Annotated in this window: 16 protein-coding genes; 8 read left to right on the top strand and 8 right to left on the bottom strand. The window is 63.0% G+C overall.

Annotated features, from left to right (window positions below; translation table 11 throughout):
• Positions 1–62 precede the first annotated feature (62 nt).
• The 6 genes from B5M41_RS13100 to B5M41_RS13075 all read left to right on the top strand — a co-directional run bounded on the left by B5M41_RS13100 (position 63) and on the right by B5M41_RS13075 (position 6,314).
• Positions 63–1,226 (top strand): D-alanyl-D-alanine carboxypeptidase family protein, encoded by a 1,164-nt coding sequence (locus tag B5M41_RS13100; RefSeq protein ID WP_134649187.1) that lies wholly within the window; start codon positions 63–65, stop codon positions 1,224–1,226.
• Between the two features lie 128 nt (positions 1,227–1,354).
• Complete coding sequence (tmk, locus tag B5M41_RS13095) at positions 1,355–2,038, top strand: dTMP kinase (RefSeq protein WP_160872280.1); 684 nt, start codon at positions 1,355–1,357, stop codon at positions 2,036–2,038.
• Positions 2,035–3,066, top strand: coding sequence for a DNA polymerase III subunit delta' (locus tag B5M41_RS13090; protein ID WP_134649189.1), 1,032 nt, complete (start codon positions 2,035–2,037; stop codon positions 3,064–3,066). Before tmk ends, B5M41_RS13090 begins: the two co-directional genes overlap by 4 nt.
• A gap of 80 nt (positions 3,067–3,146) precedes the next feature.
• Positions 3,147–4,697: a methionine--tRNA ligase gene (gene metG, locus B5M41_RS13085; RefSeq protein ID WP_134649190.1), complete on the top strand. Its 1,551-nt coding sequence runs from the start codon at positions 3,147–3,149 to the stop codon at positions 4,695–4,697.
• Between the two features lie 7 nt (positions 4,698–4,704).
• On the top strand, positions 4,705–5,484 hold the full coding sequence (locus B5M41_RS13080) for a TatD family hydrolase (protein ID WP_134649191.1): 780 nt from the start codon (positions 4,705–4,707) through the stop codon (positions 5,482–5,484).
• A 2-nt stretch (positions 5,485–5,486) separates the two neighbouring features.
• The gene (locus tag B5M41_RS13075; RefSeq protein WP_134649192.1) at positions 5,487–6,314 is read left to right on the top strand and encodes an MBL fold metallo-hydrolase; all 828 of its coding nucleotides are present in this window, start codon (positions 5,487–5,489) and stop codon (positions 6,312–6,314) included.
• On the opposite strand, the gene B5M41_RS13070 is transcribed toward B5M41_RS13075, so the two are convergent.
• Both B5M41_RS13070 and B5M41_RS13065 read right to left on the bottom strand, forming a co-directional pair.
• Positions 6,302–7,246, bottom strand: coding sequence for a phosphoribosylaminoimidazolesuccinocarboxamide synthase (locus tag B5M41_RS13070; RefSeq protein WP_134649247.1), 945 nt, complete (start codon positions 7,244–7,246; stop codon positions 6,302–6,304). The genes B5M41_RS13075 and B5M41_RS13070 overlap by 13 nt on opposite strands.
• A gap of 172 nt (positions 7,247–7,418) precedes the next feature.
• Complete coding sequence (locus tag B5M41_RS13065; RefSeq protein ID WP_134649193.1) at positions 7,419–7,817, bottom strand: GFA family protein; 399 nt, start codon at positions 7,815–7,817, stop codon at positions 7,419–7,421.
• A 273-nt stretch (positions 7,818–8,090) separates the two neighbouring features.
• On the opposite strand from B5M41_RS13065, the gene B5M41_RS13060 reads away from it, so the two are divergent.
• Positions 8,091–8,513: a DUF4864 domain-containing protein gene (locus tag B5M41_RS13060; RefSeq protein ID WP_134649194.1), complete on the top strand. Its 423-nt coding sequence runs from the start codon at positions 8,091–8,093 to the stop codon at positions 8,511–8,513.
• Positions 8,514–8,525: 12 nt separating this feature from the next.
• On the opposite strand, the gene tgt is transcribed toward B5M41_RS13060, so the two are convergent.
• The 6 genes from tgt to coaD form a co-directional block, all read right to left on the bottom strand.
• Entirely contained in the window at positions 8,526–9,656 is a 1,131-nt protein-coding gene (tgt, locus tag B5M41_RS13055; protein ID WP_134649195.1) for a tRNA guanosine(34) transglycosylase Tgt, read from the bottom strand.
• A complete protein-coding gene (gene queA / locus B5M41_RS13050; protein ID WP_134649196.1) occupies positions 9,653–10,711 on the bottom strand; it encodes a tRNA preQ1(34) S-adenosylmethionine ribosyltransferase-isomerase QueA in 1,059 nt (352 codons plus the stop codon). The genes tgt and queA overlap by 4 nt, the downstream gene beginning before the upstream one ends.
• A 7-nt stretch (positions 10,712–10,718) precedes the next feature.
• Positions 10,719–11,168: a DMT family transporter gene (locus B5M41_RS13045; RefSeq protein ID WP_134649197.1), complete on the bottom strand. Its 450-nt coding sequence runs from the start codon at positions 11,166–11,168 to the stop codon at positions 10,719–10,721.
• Between the two features lie 76 nt (positions 11,169–11,244).
• Positions 11,245–11,760, bottom strand: a complete 516-nt coding sequence (locus tag B5M41_RS13040) for a peptidylprolyl isomerase (RefSeq protein ID WP_134649198.1) — start codon at positions 11,758–11,760, stop codon at positions 11,245–11,247.
• A gap of 80 nt (positions 11,761–11,840) precedes the next feature.
• The gene (locus B5M41_RS13035; protein ID WP_134649199.1) at positions 11,841–12,407 is read right to left on the bottom strand and encodes a peptidylprolyl isomerase; all 567 of its coding nucleotides are present in this window, start codon (positions 12,405–12,407) and stop codon (positions 11,841–11,843) included.
• Positions 12,408–12,440: 33 nt separating this feature from the next.
• Complete coding sequence (gene coaD, locus B5M41_RS13030) at positions 12,441–12,935, bottom strand: pantetheine-phosphate adenylyltransferase (RefSeq protein ID WP_134649200.1); 495 nt, start codon at positions 12,933–12,935, stop codon at positions 12,441–12,443.
• 372 nt (positions 12,936–13,307) lie between these two features.
• Here coaD and B5M41_RS13025 point away from each other — a divergent pair, with 372 nt between their 5' ends.
• A complete protein-coding gene (locus B5M41_RS13025) occupies positions 13,308–13,472 on the top strand; it encodes a hypothetical protein (protein ID WP_167719054.1) in 165 nt (54 codons plus the stop codon).
• Positions 13,473–13,512 lie beyond the last annotated feature (40 nt).

The raw sequence follows: 13,512 nt of genomic DNA, 5'->3' as shown, positions 1-13,512 counted from the left end.
GCCGTCAAAGCCGTTTGCGATTGGCGCGGGCCTATGGGAGTGTGACGGCATCCGGAGTCGTCATGCATCATCGTCTGTTCATTCTCCTCGCTTTCCTCGTCTTGCTGCCGGGATTTGCGTCCGCCCAGTCTGCGGCGCCGCAGGCCGGCTTCGACGTGAAGGCCAAGCAGGTCTACCTCATCGAGGCCGAGACGGGCACGGTGCTGTTCGCGCGGGCGGAAGACGAGGCCGTGCCCGCCGCGTCGCTTGCCAAGCTCATGACCGTGGCGACGGTCTTCAAGGCCCTGGCCGCCGGCGAAACCACGCTGGAGACGCAATATCCCGTCAGCGAATATGCCTGGCGCACGGGCGGCGCGCCGTCGCGCACCTCCACGATGTTCGCCGCGCTGAAATCGAACATCCGCGTCGAGGACCTCATTCGCGGCATTGCCGTGCAGTTCGCCAACGATGCCTGCATCATCCTCGCCGAGGGCCTGGCCGGTTCGGAAAGCGCCTTTGCCGAGCGCATGACGAAGGAGGCGAGGGCGCTCGGGCTGGAACGCTCGGTCTTTGCCAATGCCACCGGCCTGCCGAACCCCGACAACAAGGTGACGATGCGCGAGATGGTGGTTCTGGCCCGCCACCTCCAGACGACCTATCCCGAGCGGATGGGGTATTTTGTCGAGCCGGAGTTCGCGTGGAACAAGATCGCGCAGCGCAACCGCAATCCGCTTCTGGCACTCAATATCGGTGTGACCGGCTTTGTCACGGGCTTTTCAGAGGAGGGCGGTTATTCCATCGTCGCGTCGGTCAACCGCGACGGCAAACATCTGCTGCTGGCCATGAGCGGGCTGGAGAACGACAAGGTCCGCATCGAGGAATCGCGCCGGATCATCGAATGGGCGCTGTCGTCCTTCGAGCGGCGTACGCTCTTCCGTGAAGGCGAGACGATTGCCGATGCGAGCGTCTATGGTGGGGCAAGCGGCAAGGTGCCGCTGGTGGCCGGCGAGCAGGTCGATGTCTTCCTGCCGAAGGACAACTCGCAGCGCCTGGTCGCCCGCGTGGTCTACACCTGGCCGCTGCGGGCCCCTGTCCAGCCGGGACAGGCCGTCGGGACGCTGCGCATATCCAATGAGAAGCAGCTCTTGCGCGAGGTCCCGGTGAAGACGGCGGGAACAGTGGAGGTGGGCACGCTGCGCTCGCGGGCGCTGGATGCGTTGGTCGAACTCTTCTTCTTCTGGATATGAGCGGGCAGGGCGGGGCGAAAAGCGTTTCGCCTGCCGGAAACATGGGGTAGTAGTGGTCCGATTCATCTCGGCCCTGCCGGATTTCGACTGAAGACGCCGCGTTGCGGCCACAGCAACGGAAACAGGATTTGTCTGCCGCACCCGGTTTGTTTGTCACGTTCGAAGGCGGCGAGGGCGCCGGAAAGTCGACGCAGATCCAGCTTCTCGCACAGGCCTTGCGCGCGCGCGGCATGACGGTGCTCACGACGCGTGAACCGGGTGGCTCGAAGGGGGCGGAGGCCGTCCGTCACGTCCTTCTTTCCGGCGCTGCCGAACCGTACGGCATCCGCATGGAGGCGATCCTGTTTGCCGCCGCACGCAGCGATCATGTCGAACAGGTCATCCGTCCGGCGCTTGCGGCGGGCAGCGTCGTGCTGTGCGATCGCTTCATGGATTCCTCGCGCGTCTACCAGGGCATTACCGGCAATCTCGAACAGACCTTTATCGAGGCGCTGGAGCGGGTCGCGGTCAATGGCGTCGTGCCGGACTGTACGGTGATCTTCGACCTGCCGGCCGCCGTGGGTCTGGAGCGTGCCCGCAAGCGCGCCGCCGGGCCGAACGAACAGCCCGACCGTTTCGAAAAGGAAGAGCTGCAGACGCACGAGAAGCGGCGCGAGGCCTTTCTCGATATCGCCGAGCGCGAGCCGCTGCGCTGCCGGGTCGTCGATGCCACACGGACGCAGGAGGCGATTGCCGCGGACGTCCTGGCCATCGTCGAGCCGTTGCTGCCCATCGCTGCCGCCCGCAGGCAGGATCCGGAGCAGGTTTCGTGAGCGACGAGCGCCCGGGCATTCTGGATGGAGCGGTCCATCCCGCCGAGCAGACGAAGCTCTTCGGCCATGCCGAGGCGGAGGATTTCCTTGCGCGCTCCTATCGTTCGGGCAAGGGGCATCACGCCATCCTGATGGAGGGGCCGGAGGGGATCGGCAAGGCGACGCTCGCCTTCCGCTTCGCCAACCACGTGCTGCATAACCCCGATCCGTCCGCTGCGCCGGAGAGCCTCGCCGCGCCCTCGCTCGCCTCGCCGATCACCCGTCAGCTGGCGGCCGGCTCCTCCCACAATCTGCTGCACCTTACACGCCCGGTGGACGAGAAGAGCGGCAAGGTGAAATCCGCCATCACCGTGGACGAGGTGCGCAAGGCCGGAAAATTCCTGGCGCAGACCTCGGGCACCGGCAACTGGCGCATCGTCATCATCGATCCCGCGGATGATCTCAACCGCAACGCCGCCAACGCCATCCTCAAGATCCTGGAGGAGCCGCCGAAGCGGGCGCTCTTCCTTGTCCTGACCCATGCGCCGGGCAAGCTGCTGCCGACCATCCGCTCGCGCTGCATGCCGCTGGCGCTTGCGCCGTTGTCGGATGCGGATCTCGTCTCGGCCCTGGACAGCCTCGGCGTCGCTCCATCAGGCGAACGGGCAGGGGCGCTGATCGAAGCAGCGCATGGCAGCGTCTCCGAGGCGCTGAAACTGGTCAACTACGGCGGTTTCGACATCGTGGAAGCATTCCGCGCCATCGTCGACGGACCGGCCGAACCCCCACGCCGCGACGTGCACAAGCTGGCCGATGTGCTCTCCGCGAAAGACAGCGACACCGTCTTCTCCTTCTTCTGCCAGCACGCGGCGGATTTCGTGACGGACAGCGCCCGCGCCGCGGCCCTCGCCGGCGACATCGCCCGCGCCGACCGCCTTGCCCAACTTTCGTCGCAACTCGGCGAGCGCATCGCCATCGCGCAGGGCTACAACCTCGATCGCAAGCAGACGATCATCACCGTGCTCGACGATATCCGGGCGGCGCTTTAAAGCAACTTGCTGTTTCCCTCTGCGGCGGCATGGTCTAATACCTTGCGGCAACGCACAACCGAAAACAGAACGTAGCTTTCATGACCGACACGTCCCGCTTCTACATCACGACCGCCATTTCCTATCCGAACGGCAAGCCGCATATCGGCCATGCCTATGAACTGATCGCCACGGATGCGATGGCGCGCTACCAGCGGCTGGACGGACGCGATGTCTTCTTTCTGACGGGCACGGACGAGCACGGCCAGAAGATGCAGCAGACCGCGCGGAAGGAAGGCATTGCGCCGCGGGAATTGGCCGATCGGAATTCGAAAGAATTCAAGGATATGGCCGTTCTTCTTAATGCATCGAACGACGACTTTATCCGCACCACGGAACAGCGCCATTACGAAGCCTGCGCCGAGATCTGGCGCCGGATGGAGGCCAGTGGCGACATCTACAAGGGCGGTTATGCCGGATGGTATTCCGTCCGCGACGAAGCCTATTACCAGGAGAGCGAGACCGAGAAGCGCGACGACGGCGTTCGCTACGGCCCGCAAGGCACACCTGTCGAATGGGTGGAGGAGGAGAGCTACTTCTTCAAGCTCTCGGCCTATCAGGACAAGCTCCTGAAACACTATGAGGACAACCCCGATTTCATCGGCCCGGCCGAGCGCCGTAACGAAGTCGTCTCCTTCGTCAAGTCCGGTCTCAAGGACCTGTCGGTCTCGCGCACGACCTTCGACTGGGGCATTCCGGTTCCGGGCGATCCGGATCATGTGATGTATGTCTGGGTGGATGCGCTGACCAACTACATCACCGCAACCGGCTACCTGACCGATCCCGAGGGACCGCGCGCAAAGTACTGGCCAGCGAATATCCACATCATCGGCAAGGACATCATCCGCTTCCACGCCGTCTACTGGCCGGCCTTCCTGATGTCGGCGGGCCTGCCCCTGCCGGAACGGGTCTTCGCGCATGGCTTCCTGCTCAACAAGGGCGAGAAGATGTCGAAGTCGCTCGGCAACGTCGTGGATCCGGTCAACCTTGTCAGCCATTTCGGCCTCGATCCGATCCGCTACTTCTTCCTGCGCGAAGTCTCCTTCGGCCAGGATGGAAGCTATAGCGAGGAGGGCATCGCGACCCGCATCAACTCGGATCTCGCCAACGGCATCGGCAATCTGGCCAGCCGTTCGCTGTCGATGATCGTCAAGAACTGCGACGGCAAGATACCCGAATGCGGTGAATTGACGGATGCCGACCGTGCGATGCTGGCCTCCGTCGACGCGCTGCATGCGATCACGCGCGAGGACATGGGCAAGCAGCAGATCCACAAGGCGCTCGCCGCGATCATCGCCGTCGTGTCCGAGGCCGACCGTTATTTCGCGGGCGAGGCGCCCTGGGCGCTCAAGAAGACCGATCCAGTCCGCATGGGCACCGTGCTTTACGTGACGGCGGAAGTCGTGCGCCAGATCGCCATCCTGCTTCAGCCCTTCATGCCGGAATCGGGCGGCAAGCTGCTGGATCTCGTCGGCGCGGGCGCAGACAAGCGGGATTTCGCAGCACTGGGCGCCGCAGGCCGCCTTGTCAGCGGCACGCCGCTGGAAGCGCCCGCACCGGTCTTCCCGCGCTACGTGGCGCCCGAGGCGTAAGGTCGTCATGCTGATCGACACCCACTGCCATCTGGACTTTCCGGACTTCGCGGCGGAGCGCGACGATATCGTCGCGCGTGCGCACGCGGCCGGCGTGAAGCAGATGATCACCATCTCCACACGGGTGCGGAAGTTTCCGGACATACTGGCGATCGCCGAGACCTATCCGAGCGTGTTCTGCTCGGTCGGCACGCATCCGCACAATGCGGACGAGGAGCTGGATATCACCGTCGCGGAACTCGTGGCCTTGTCCCGACATCCGCGCGTGGTGGCGATCGGCGAGGCGGGTCTCGACTATTTCTACGACAACGCGCCGCGTGACGCGCAGGCGATCGGCCTGCGCAACCACATTGCCGCCGCCCGGGAAACCGGCCTGCCGCTCGTCATCCACAGCCGCTCGGCGGACGACGACATGGCGGCGATCCTGACGGAGGAAACGGGGAAGGGCGCCTTCCCCTTCCTGTTGCACTGCTTTTCCTCCGGGCCGGATCTCGCCCGTACCGGCGTGGAACTCGGCGGCTATATCTCCTTTTCCGGCATCCTGACGTTCCCAAAGTCGGAGGAGCTGCGCGAGATCGCCAAAACCGTGCCGCCGGAGCGCATGCTGGTGGAGACCGATGCGCCCTACCTTGCGCCGAAACCGTTCCGCGGCAAGCGCAACGAGCCGGCCTATGTCGCGCACACGGCGGCTGTGCTGGCCGAGACCATCGGCGTGAGCACCGAGGACATCGCGCGCATGACCACCGAGAACGCCTTCCGCATCTTCTCGAAGATGCCGCGGGTGTAGCCGTGGTCTATCGGCGGCGCTTTACCATACTCGGCTGCGGTTCGTCGCCCGGCGTGCCGCGCATCACCGGTGATTGGGGTGCCTGCGATCCGCAAAATCCGAAGAACCGGCGAACGCGCGCGTCCTTCCTGGTGGAGCAGTTCGGGCCGGATGGGGTCACGACGGTCGTCATCGATACGGGGCCGGATTTTCGCACCCAGATGATCGCAGCCGGCGTCGCCGAGATCGATGCCGTTCTTTATACGCATCCCCATGCCGATCATATCCACGGCATCGATGACATCAGGGGTTTCGTGCTGCAGAACCACCGTCAGGTGCCGATCTGGGCCGACGAGCCGACCATGGAGCGCATTCGCGAAGGCTTCGGCTACTGTCTCAAGACACCCGCCGGCAGCATGTATCCGCCGATCATCACGGAGAACCTGATCGAGCCGAAAGACGCGCCGGTGACGATCCACGGGCGAGGGGGCGCCATGACGTTCCAGCCTCACCTTCAGGTGCATGGCCAGATCCATTCGCTGGGCTTTCGCATCGGCGATGTGGCCTACTGCTCCGATGTCAGCGATTTCCCCGAGGAAACCCTTCCGCGTCTGCACGGCCTCGACGTGCTGATCATCGACGCGCTCCAGTATCGCTATCACTCGAGCCATCTCTCAATCAGCCAGGCGCTGGAGTGGATCGAGCGATTGAAGCCGTCCCGCGCGATCCTGACCCATATGCACGTGCCGCTCGATTACGATACCGTGCAGCGGGAAACGCCGGATCACGTGGAGCCCGCCTATGACGGGCTGCGCTTCGAAATCACGCTGGCCGGCGATCAGGTGAAGTAAGGCGCCAGATTCTTGCGGATTCGGTGGAGCACCGTATCCTCGGAAAGATCGGGAACGAACGTCTTTCCCGTAATCTGTTCAAAGGCCTGGATGTAGACCTTGGAGGTCTGCTCGACCAGGTCGCGCGGGATTTCCGGAATCGGATCCTTGTAGGGATCGCAGCGCTCGGTGACCCAGGCGCGCACGAAATCTTTGTCGAAGCTCGCCGGACGCCCGCCGGCGGCAAAACTTCTCTCGTAGCTGTCGGCAATCCAGTAACGGCTGGAATCCGGCGTATGGATCTCGTCCGCCAGCACGATGCGGTCGTCCTTGTCCGTCCCGAATTCGTACTTGGTATCGACGAGGATCAGCCCGCGTTCGGCTGCGCGCGCCTGTCCGCGTGCGAAGAGTGCCAGCGCATAGCGCGACACCGTTTCCCACTGTTCCGGCGTCAGCAGGCCCTGGGCGAGGATTTCTTCGCCCGACAGCGGTTCGTCATGGCCGCCGTCGAAAGCCTTGCTGGTGGGCGTGATGATCGGCTCGGGAAGCTTTTCGTTGTCCCTGAGGCCATCCGGCAGCGTGATGCCGTACATTTCGCGCTCGCCCTTGCGATACTTGGTCAGGATCGACGTGCTGGTCGTGCCGGCCAGATAGCCGCGCACCACGATCTCGACCGGCAGGATATCGAGCCGCGTGCCGATCACCACATTCGGATCCGGATAGGACTGGACGTGGTTCGGGCAGATGTCGGCGGTTTCCTCGAACCAGTAGCGCGCCGTCTGGGTCAGGACTTGGCCCTTGAAAGGAATGGCGGTCAGGATAACGTCGAAAGCGCTGAGCCGGTCCGTCGCGATGATGATGCGGCGACCATCCGGCAGGTCATAATTCTCGCGAACCTTGCCATTGTAGCGGTTCGGCAGTTCCGGAATGTAGGCGTCGGAGAGAATGCGCAAATCGCTCATGAGCAAGGCTTTCGCTGTTGGTTCCGTCTGCCGTTTCGCTTAAGGCTGGGAGAGGTTCCGGGTCAAGGCGGAAACCGGTTTTCCAGCGTCTTTGGCGAATTTCGTCCGATGATTAGTTCCATAATCTATCTTATCTGATCTAAATATGTAGCCCCCCAGTTCCTCAATCGCCGTCCTCGAAACGTCCCTCATTCTCCCGGTCGCGCTCGTAGAGCTTCTTGATTGGAAACGGCGGAAGCCAGGATTCCCGGCGGATGGTCCAGAGTTCGTAGGTCGGTACCAACTGGTCGGGCGCGTCGAGCGCGCCGAGGTTCACCTCGATCTCGTCGTCGCTGCGGGAGAATACGGAGGAACCGCAACGCGGACAGAAGAAGCGGCTTTGATAGTCCCGCGTCTCTCCGTGCACCGTGACCGCATTGTCCGGGAAGATCGCCGAGGCATGGAAAAGCGCGCCATGGTGCTTGCGGCAATCCATGCAATGACACAGGCCGACGCGATACGGCGGCCCCGCCGCCTCGATGCGAACGGCACCGCAGAGACAACCACCTGTGAACCGTTGCATGGTCTGACCTCCTGCTCTTGCCGTGGCGCTCTGAAACTGAAAATGAGCTCGCCCAGCATTGACCACTTCTCTCACGCGCAGGCGCGGCTGACAAACGCAACGCACAAATTTATAAACTTGCCCCAAGTAAGCAACATTAAAATACGGTGATATATATATGAAAGAAAACAATAAAATATATGAGAATGCCGTAAGTGGGGTGGCAGCTCGATAAGCATGCGTTCTGCACGAAAACACGCTATTCTAACCGACGATCAGAGTGAGGAGCGTGCCATGAAACGTGCTGCCGCCATATCCCTCAGTGCATTGTTCGTGGCGGCCTTGCCGTCTGTGGCTGGCGCGGCCGAGCCTCTGGACACCGTCCAGGATATTATCGAACGTCAGATCGCCGCGTTCCTGGCTGACGATGCGGCAACCGCCTATGCCTTCGCCTCACCGGCCATCCGCGAAAAATTCGCGACCGAAGACGCGTTCTTCGACATGGTCAGAAAGAGCTACACGCCGGTCTATCGCGCCGGCAACTTCGCCTTTGGCCGCTCGAAGATCGTTGGCGACATGGTGGTGCAGGAGGTGTTGATATCCGGGCTCGACGGAAAGGACTGGACGGCACTCTATCAACTCCTGCGGCAGCCGGATGGCAGCTACAGGATCAATGGCGTGCATATGGTGCGCACGGCGCCGGGGCCTGAAATCTGAACGTGCGAGCGGTCAGAGCGGGGCGAGATCGCCCCTCGCCCAATTTTCCTGCGTCTCCGCCATGAAGTCGGCGAAACGGCCCTCCTCGATCGCCTTGCGGATGCCGGCCATCAGGTCCTGGTAATAGGACAGATTGTTCCACGTCAGCAGCATGCCGCCGAGGGATTCGTTGGCGCGGATCAGATGATGCAGATAAGCGCGCGAGTAATCGCGGGCTGCCGGGCAGTTCGATTCCTCATCCAGCGGACGCATGTCCTCGGCATGGCGGGCATTGCGCAGGTTGATGCGGCCGCGCCGGGTGAAGGCCAGGCCGTGGCGGCCCGACCGGGTCGGCATCACGCAGTCGAACATATCGATGCCGCGGGCGACGGATTTCAGCATGTCGTCTGGCGTGCCGACGCCCATCAGGTAACGCGGCTTATCAAAGGGCATGTGCGGAATGGTCGTGTCGATCATGTCGAGCATGACCTCCTGCGGTTCGCCCACCGCAAGGCCGCCGATGGCATAGCCCTTGAGATCCAGCCCGGCGAGCGCCTGCGCAGAGCGCACGCGCAGATGCGGGATATCGCCGCCCTGCACGATGCCGAACATCGCCTTGCCGGGCTGGTCGCCGAAGGCCGCCTTGCAGCGCTCGGCCCAGCGCAATGACATTTCCATGGCGCGCTCGATCTCCGTGGGCGATGCCGGCAGCGCCACGCATTCGTCGAGCTGCATCTGGATATCGCTGTCGAGCAGGCCCTGGATTTCGATGGAGCGTTCCGGCGACATGTGATGCAGCGCGCCGTCCACATGGCTCTTGAAGGTCACACCCTGCTCGTCGAGCTTGCGCAGGCCCGAGAGCGACATGACCTGGAAGCCGCCCGAATCGGTGAGGATCGGGTGCGGCCAGCGGATGAGCTCATGCAGGCCGCCCAGGCGCGCGACGCGCTCAGGCCCGGGCCGCAGCATCAGGTGATAGGTGTTGCCGAGAATGATATCCGCGCCAAGCTCGCGGACCTGGTCCAGATACATCGCCTTGACCGTGCCGACCGTGCCGACGGGCATGAAGGCGGGCGTGCGAATGGTGCCGCGCGGCATCGAGACCTCGCCGCGACGGGCCTTGCCATCCGTGGCGAGAAGCTTGAACTGGAAGGTTTCGGTCATGCGTGGTCCCGGAAAAGCAGGCTGGAATCGCCGTAGGAATAGAAGCGGTAGCCGGACGAAATGGCATGCGCATAGGCGCCGCGCATCGTCTCCAGGCCGGAAAAGGCCGAAACGAGCATGAACAGCGTCGACTTCGGCAGATGAAAGTTCGTCATCAGGATATCGGTCGTGCGGAAGCGGTAGCCGGGCGTGATGAAAATACCCGTCGCGCCGGACCATGGCTTGATCGTGCCGTCCTCGTCGGCGGCACTTTCCAGAAGGCGTAGCGAGGTCGTGCCGACGGAGACGATGCGGCCGCCCCTCGCCTTCACGGCATTCAGCGAGGCGGCGGTTTCCTCGGAGACATAGCCGATCTCCTCGTGCATGACATGCTCGGTCGTGTCGTCGGCCTTGACCGGCAGGAAGGTGCCGGCGCCCACATGCAACGTCACGAAATGCCTGATGACGCCGAGCGCATCGAGCTTCTCGAACAGCGCGTCGGTGAAGTGCAGGCCGGCGGTGGGCGCGGCGACGGCGCCCTCTTCGCGGGCATAGATCGTCTGGTAATCCTTGCGGTCCGCCTCGTCTTCGGCGCGCTTGGAGGCGATATAGGGCGGCAGGGGGATATGGCCGACGATCGCGATGGCGCGGTCGAGTTCGGGACCGGAGGCATCGAAATGCAGCGTGACCTCACCGCCCTCGCCCTTGTTTTCCACGGTCGCCCAGAGCGTGCCGAAGGCGATGCGGTCGCCCGGCTTGATGCGCTTGCCGGGCTTGGCGAAGGCCTTCCAGCGATCGCCGGCTATGCGCATGTGCAGTGTCGCCGACACCGCCTGCCCGCCCGCTCCTTCCCGATGGCGGATGCCTTCCAGTTGAGCGGGAATGACGCGCGTATCGTTGAAGACAAGCGCATCCCCTGCCCGGAGCAGCGACGGCAGATCCCCGACGGTGAAATCCTCGTAGGGTGTCTCCGTGCCCGGACGCACCACGAGCAGCTTTGCCGCCTCGCGCGGGGTCACGGGGCGCAACGCGATGTTTTCTTCCGGCAGGTCGAAATCGAAAAGGTCGACGCGCATGGTTTTCTCAGAGGAAGCGGATCATAAGGGCGCCCGCGACGAGCAGGACGGCGCCGCCGATGCGCCCGACGGAGATTTCGCGAACGGCCATGCCGAGAAAACCGATGCGGTCGAGCAGGATGCCGGCGAGAAGCTGGCCGGAAACGGCAAAGGCCATGACAGCGGCAGCACCGATGCGCGGCGTGAGAAAGATCGCGGTCGTGACATAGACCGTGCCCAGCGCGCCGCCGGCGATATAGAGCCAGAGGTCCGGGCCGCGCCAATCCGGCGAGCGCCCTTCAAAAGAAGAGGTCAGCAGAACGACAAGGGCGAGGATGGCGGCACCCGACAGGAATGACACGCAGGCGGCCGCGACCGGCATGCCGAGACCACGTCCGAGCATGGCGTTGATCGGGGCCTGAATTGCGATGCACGCGCCGGCCGCGATGCCGAGCAACGCCCAGAGGAAAGCAGCCATATCGCCGGTCCTTGAAAAGAAAACAAACAAAACCGCGCCCGCCGGGGCGGGCGCGGTCGAAAACGATCGGTTTCTATCAGGCCGCTACGTCGGCGGCAACCTTCATCGAAACGATGGTATCGGGATCGCGCACCGGCTCTCCGCGCTTGATCTTATCAATGTTGTCCATGCCTTCGATGACCTGGCCCCACACGGAATACTGCTTGTTCAGCCAGGGTGCGTCGGTGAAGCAGATGAAGAACTGCGAGTTGGCGGAGTTCGGCATCTGGCTGCGGGCCATCGAGCAGGTGCCGCGCACATGGCTCATATTGGAGAACTCGGCCTTGAGGTCCGGCTTGTCGGAGCCGCCCATGCCGGCGCGCGACGGATTGAAGTCCGCGCCGCCGGTCTTGCCGTACTGCACGTCGCCCGTCTGGGCCATGAAGTCCTCGATCACGCGATGGAAGACGACGCCGTCATAGGCGCCTTCGCGCGTCAGTTCCTTGATGCGTGCCACGTGGCCCGGTGCGAGATCCGGAAGCAGCTGGATGACCACCTTGCCCTTCGTGGTTTCCATGATGATGGTGTTTTCCGGATCCTTGATCTCGGCCATGGTCTCTCTCCTTTAAAAGCCTGCCCCAGAGGTGTGTTCTTCCTTCGGGATTACAACAGGCACCTCATCAAAAAATGGCGTTACTTGCCGACGGTGACCTTGATCATGCGGTCGGGGTCGCTGACGGAGCCGTTGTTGGCGTCGTCGCCGCGCTTGATCTTGTCGACATTCTCCATGCCAGAGACAACCTTGCCAACGACCGTGTACTGGCCGTTCAGGAAGTCGCCGGGCGCGAACATGATGAAGAACTGCGAGTTGGCGGAATTCGGATCCTGCGCGCGCGCCATGCCGACGGTACCGCGCTCGAACGGGATGTCCGAGAACTCGGCCGGCAGATCCGGCTGGCTGGAGCCGCCCGTGCCGGCTGCCTGCGGCTGATAGCCGTTCTCCATGTCGCCATACTGCACGTCACCCGTCTGGGCCATGAAGCCGTCGATCACACGATGGAAGGCGACGTTGTCGTATTCGCCGGCCGCAGCAAGCGCCTTGATGCGCTCGGCGTGCTTCGGCGCCTTGTCGTTCAACTCGATGACGACGGGGCCGTCCTTGAGCTGGATCGTGATGAAATCGGCAGCCTGGGCCACGAAGGCGCCGGTTGCCGTCGCCAGGAACAAGGCGCCTGCGAAGGCGGTGCGGAGAATGTTCATGATAGCTCCCTTGATGGGTTCAGGATAATGGGCTCAGCCCTTCTGGCGGGCCTTGAGGGCCGCAAGGACGGGCGCCGGAACGAAAGCACTGACATCGCCGCCCATGGCCGCGATCTGACGGACCAATGTGGCGGTAATGGGCCGCGAAGCAGCGCCGGCCGGCAGAAACACCGTCTGGATATCCGGCGCCATCTGCCGGTTCATGCCGGCCATCTGCATCTCGTAATCAAAATCCGTCCCGTCGCGCAGGCCGCGGATCAAGAGACGCGCGCCGTGTGCGCGCGCGGCATCCACCACGAGATTGGAGAAGGAGACGACGCTGACATCCCCTGCCCGTTCAGGCAGTACACCGGCGATCGACTGGCCAATGAGGTCGGCGCGCTCGTCAAAGGAAAAAAGCGGCGTCTTGCCGGGATGGACGCCGATCGCGACGATGACCCTGGACGCCACGTTCAACGCCTGCACGAGAACGTCGACGTGGCCGTTGGTGAACGGATCGAAAGAGCCAGGATAGAAGGCGACTGTCATCGGCGAGGTCCCGTTTGCCCGCCTTTTGTCACGGACAGCGGTGATCTGCAAGGGCACGGCCTGACGCACCCGCGCCTATCCCCTGCGGCGATCATGAACAGCACATGAATGAACCGTTCAAGGTCATTTCAGGCGGGCCATGTCTAAATGACAGCATAAGGCCGGGAACAAAAGTCGTTGCGGGGCATTTTACCGACCGAATGAAGTGAATGAAGCATTGCGTTTCCTTAGAACGGAAAGGAACACCAAGATGGCACTTGCTCTACTTTGCATGGCAATGTTCATCGCGCTCAGCGTTGCGGCTTTCAATGCCCTTCGCGAAGAGGATCGCCCGGCTGCCGCTGAAGGTGCCGGTCGCGGGAAATGGCTGCGGTGAGCGAGTATGTGATCATGGCTTTGCTTACCATCATTTCCACGCTCTTCATCAGCGCGGTTTTCGTCGTGGACTTCGCCCGGACAATTCTTGATCTGAAACGAGATCGCGCGGCCCTGAAGAAAACCAGGCTGAAAACGGAAGCAGGCGGCTTCGGCGTCTAGCGCCCCTTTGCCGCCGTTAGTGCGGGTGGCTTCCCTCCAG

Source organism: Shinella sumterensis, assembly GCF_004514425.2.
GTDB classification, from domain to species: Bacteria; Pseudomonadota; Alphaproteobacteria; order Rhizobiales; family Rhizobiaceae; genus Shinella; species Shinella sumterensis.
This window is presented reverse-complemented; position numbering and strand designations above follow the sequence as displayed.

Coding starts and splice junctions, on each gene's coding strand:
- B5M41_RS13100 (WP_134649187.1), top strand. CDS start 63: ATGCATCATCGTCTGTTCATTCTCCTCGCTTTCCTCGTCTTGCTGCCG.
- metG (WP_134649190.1), top strand. CDS start 3,147: ATGACCGACACGTCCCGCTTCTACATCACGACCGCCATTTCCTATCCG.
- B5M41_RS13080 (WP_134649191.1), top strand. CDS start 4,705: ATGCTGATCGACACCCACTGCCATCTGGACTTTCCGGACTTCGCGGCG.
- B5M41_RS13065 (WP_134649193.1), bottom strand. CDS start 7,817: ATGCAACGGTTCACAGGTGGTTGTCTCTGCGGTGCCGTTCGCATCGAG.
- B5M41_RS13060 (WP_134649194.1), top strand. CDS start 8,091: ATGAAACGTGCTGCCGCCATATCCCTCAGTGCATTGTTCGTGGCGGCC.
- tgt (WP_134649195.1), bottom strand. CDS start 9,656: ATGACCGAAACCTTCCAGTTCAAGCTTCTCGCCACGGATGGCAAGGCC.
- queA (WP_134649196.1), bottom strand. CDS start 10,711: ATGCGCGTCGACCTTTTCGATTTCGACCTGCCGGAAGAAAACATCGCG.
- B5M41_RS13045 (WP_134649197.1), bottom strand. CDS start 11,168: ATGGCTGCTTTCCTCTGGGCGTTGCTCGGCATCGCGGCCGGCGCGTGC.
- B5M41_RS13040 (WP_134649198.1), bottom strand. CDS start 11,760: ATGGCCGAGATCAAGGATCCGGAAAACACCATCATCATGGAAACCACG.
- B5M41_RS13035 (WP_134649199.1), bottom strand. CDS start 12,407: ATGAACATTCTCCGCACCGCCTTCGCAGGCGCCTTGTTCCTGGCGACG.
- coaD (WP_134649200.1), bottom strand. CDS start 12,935: ATGACAGTCGCCTTCTATCCTGGCTCTTTCGATCCGTTCACCAACGGC.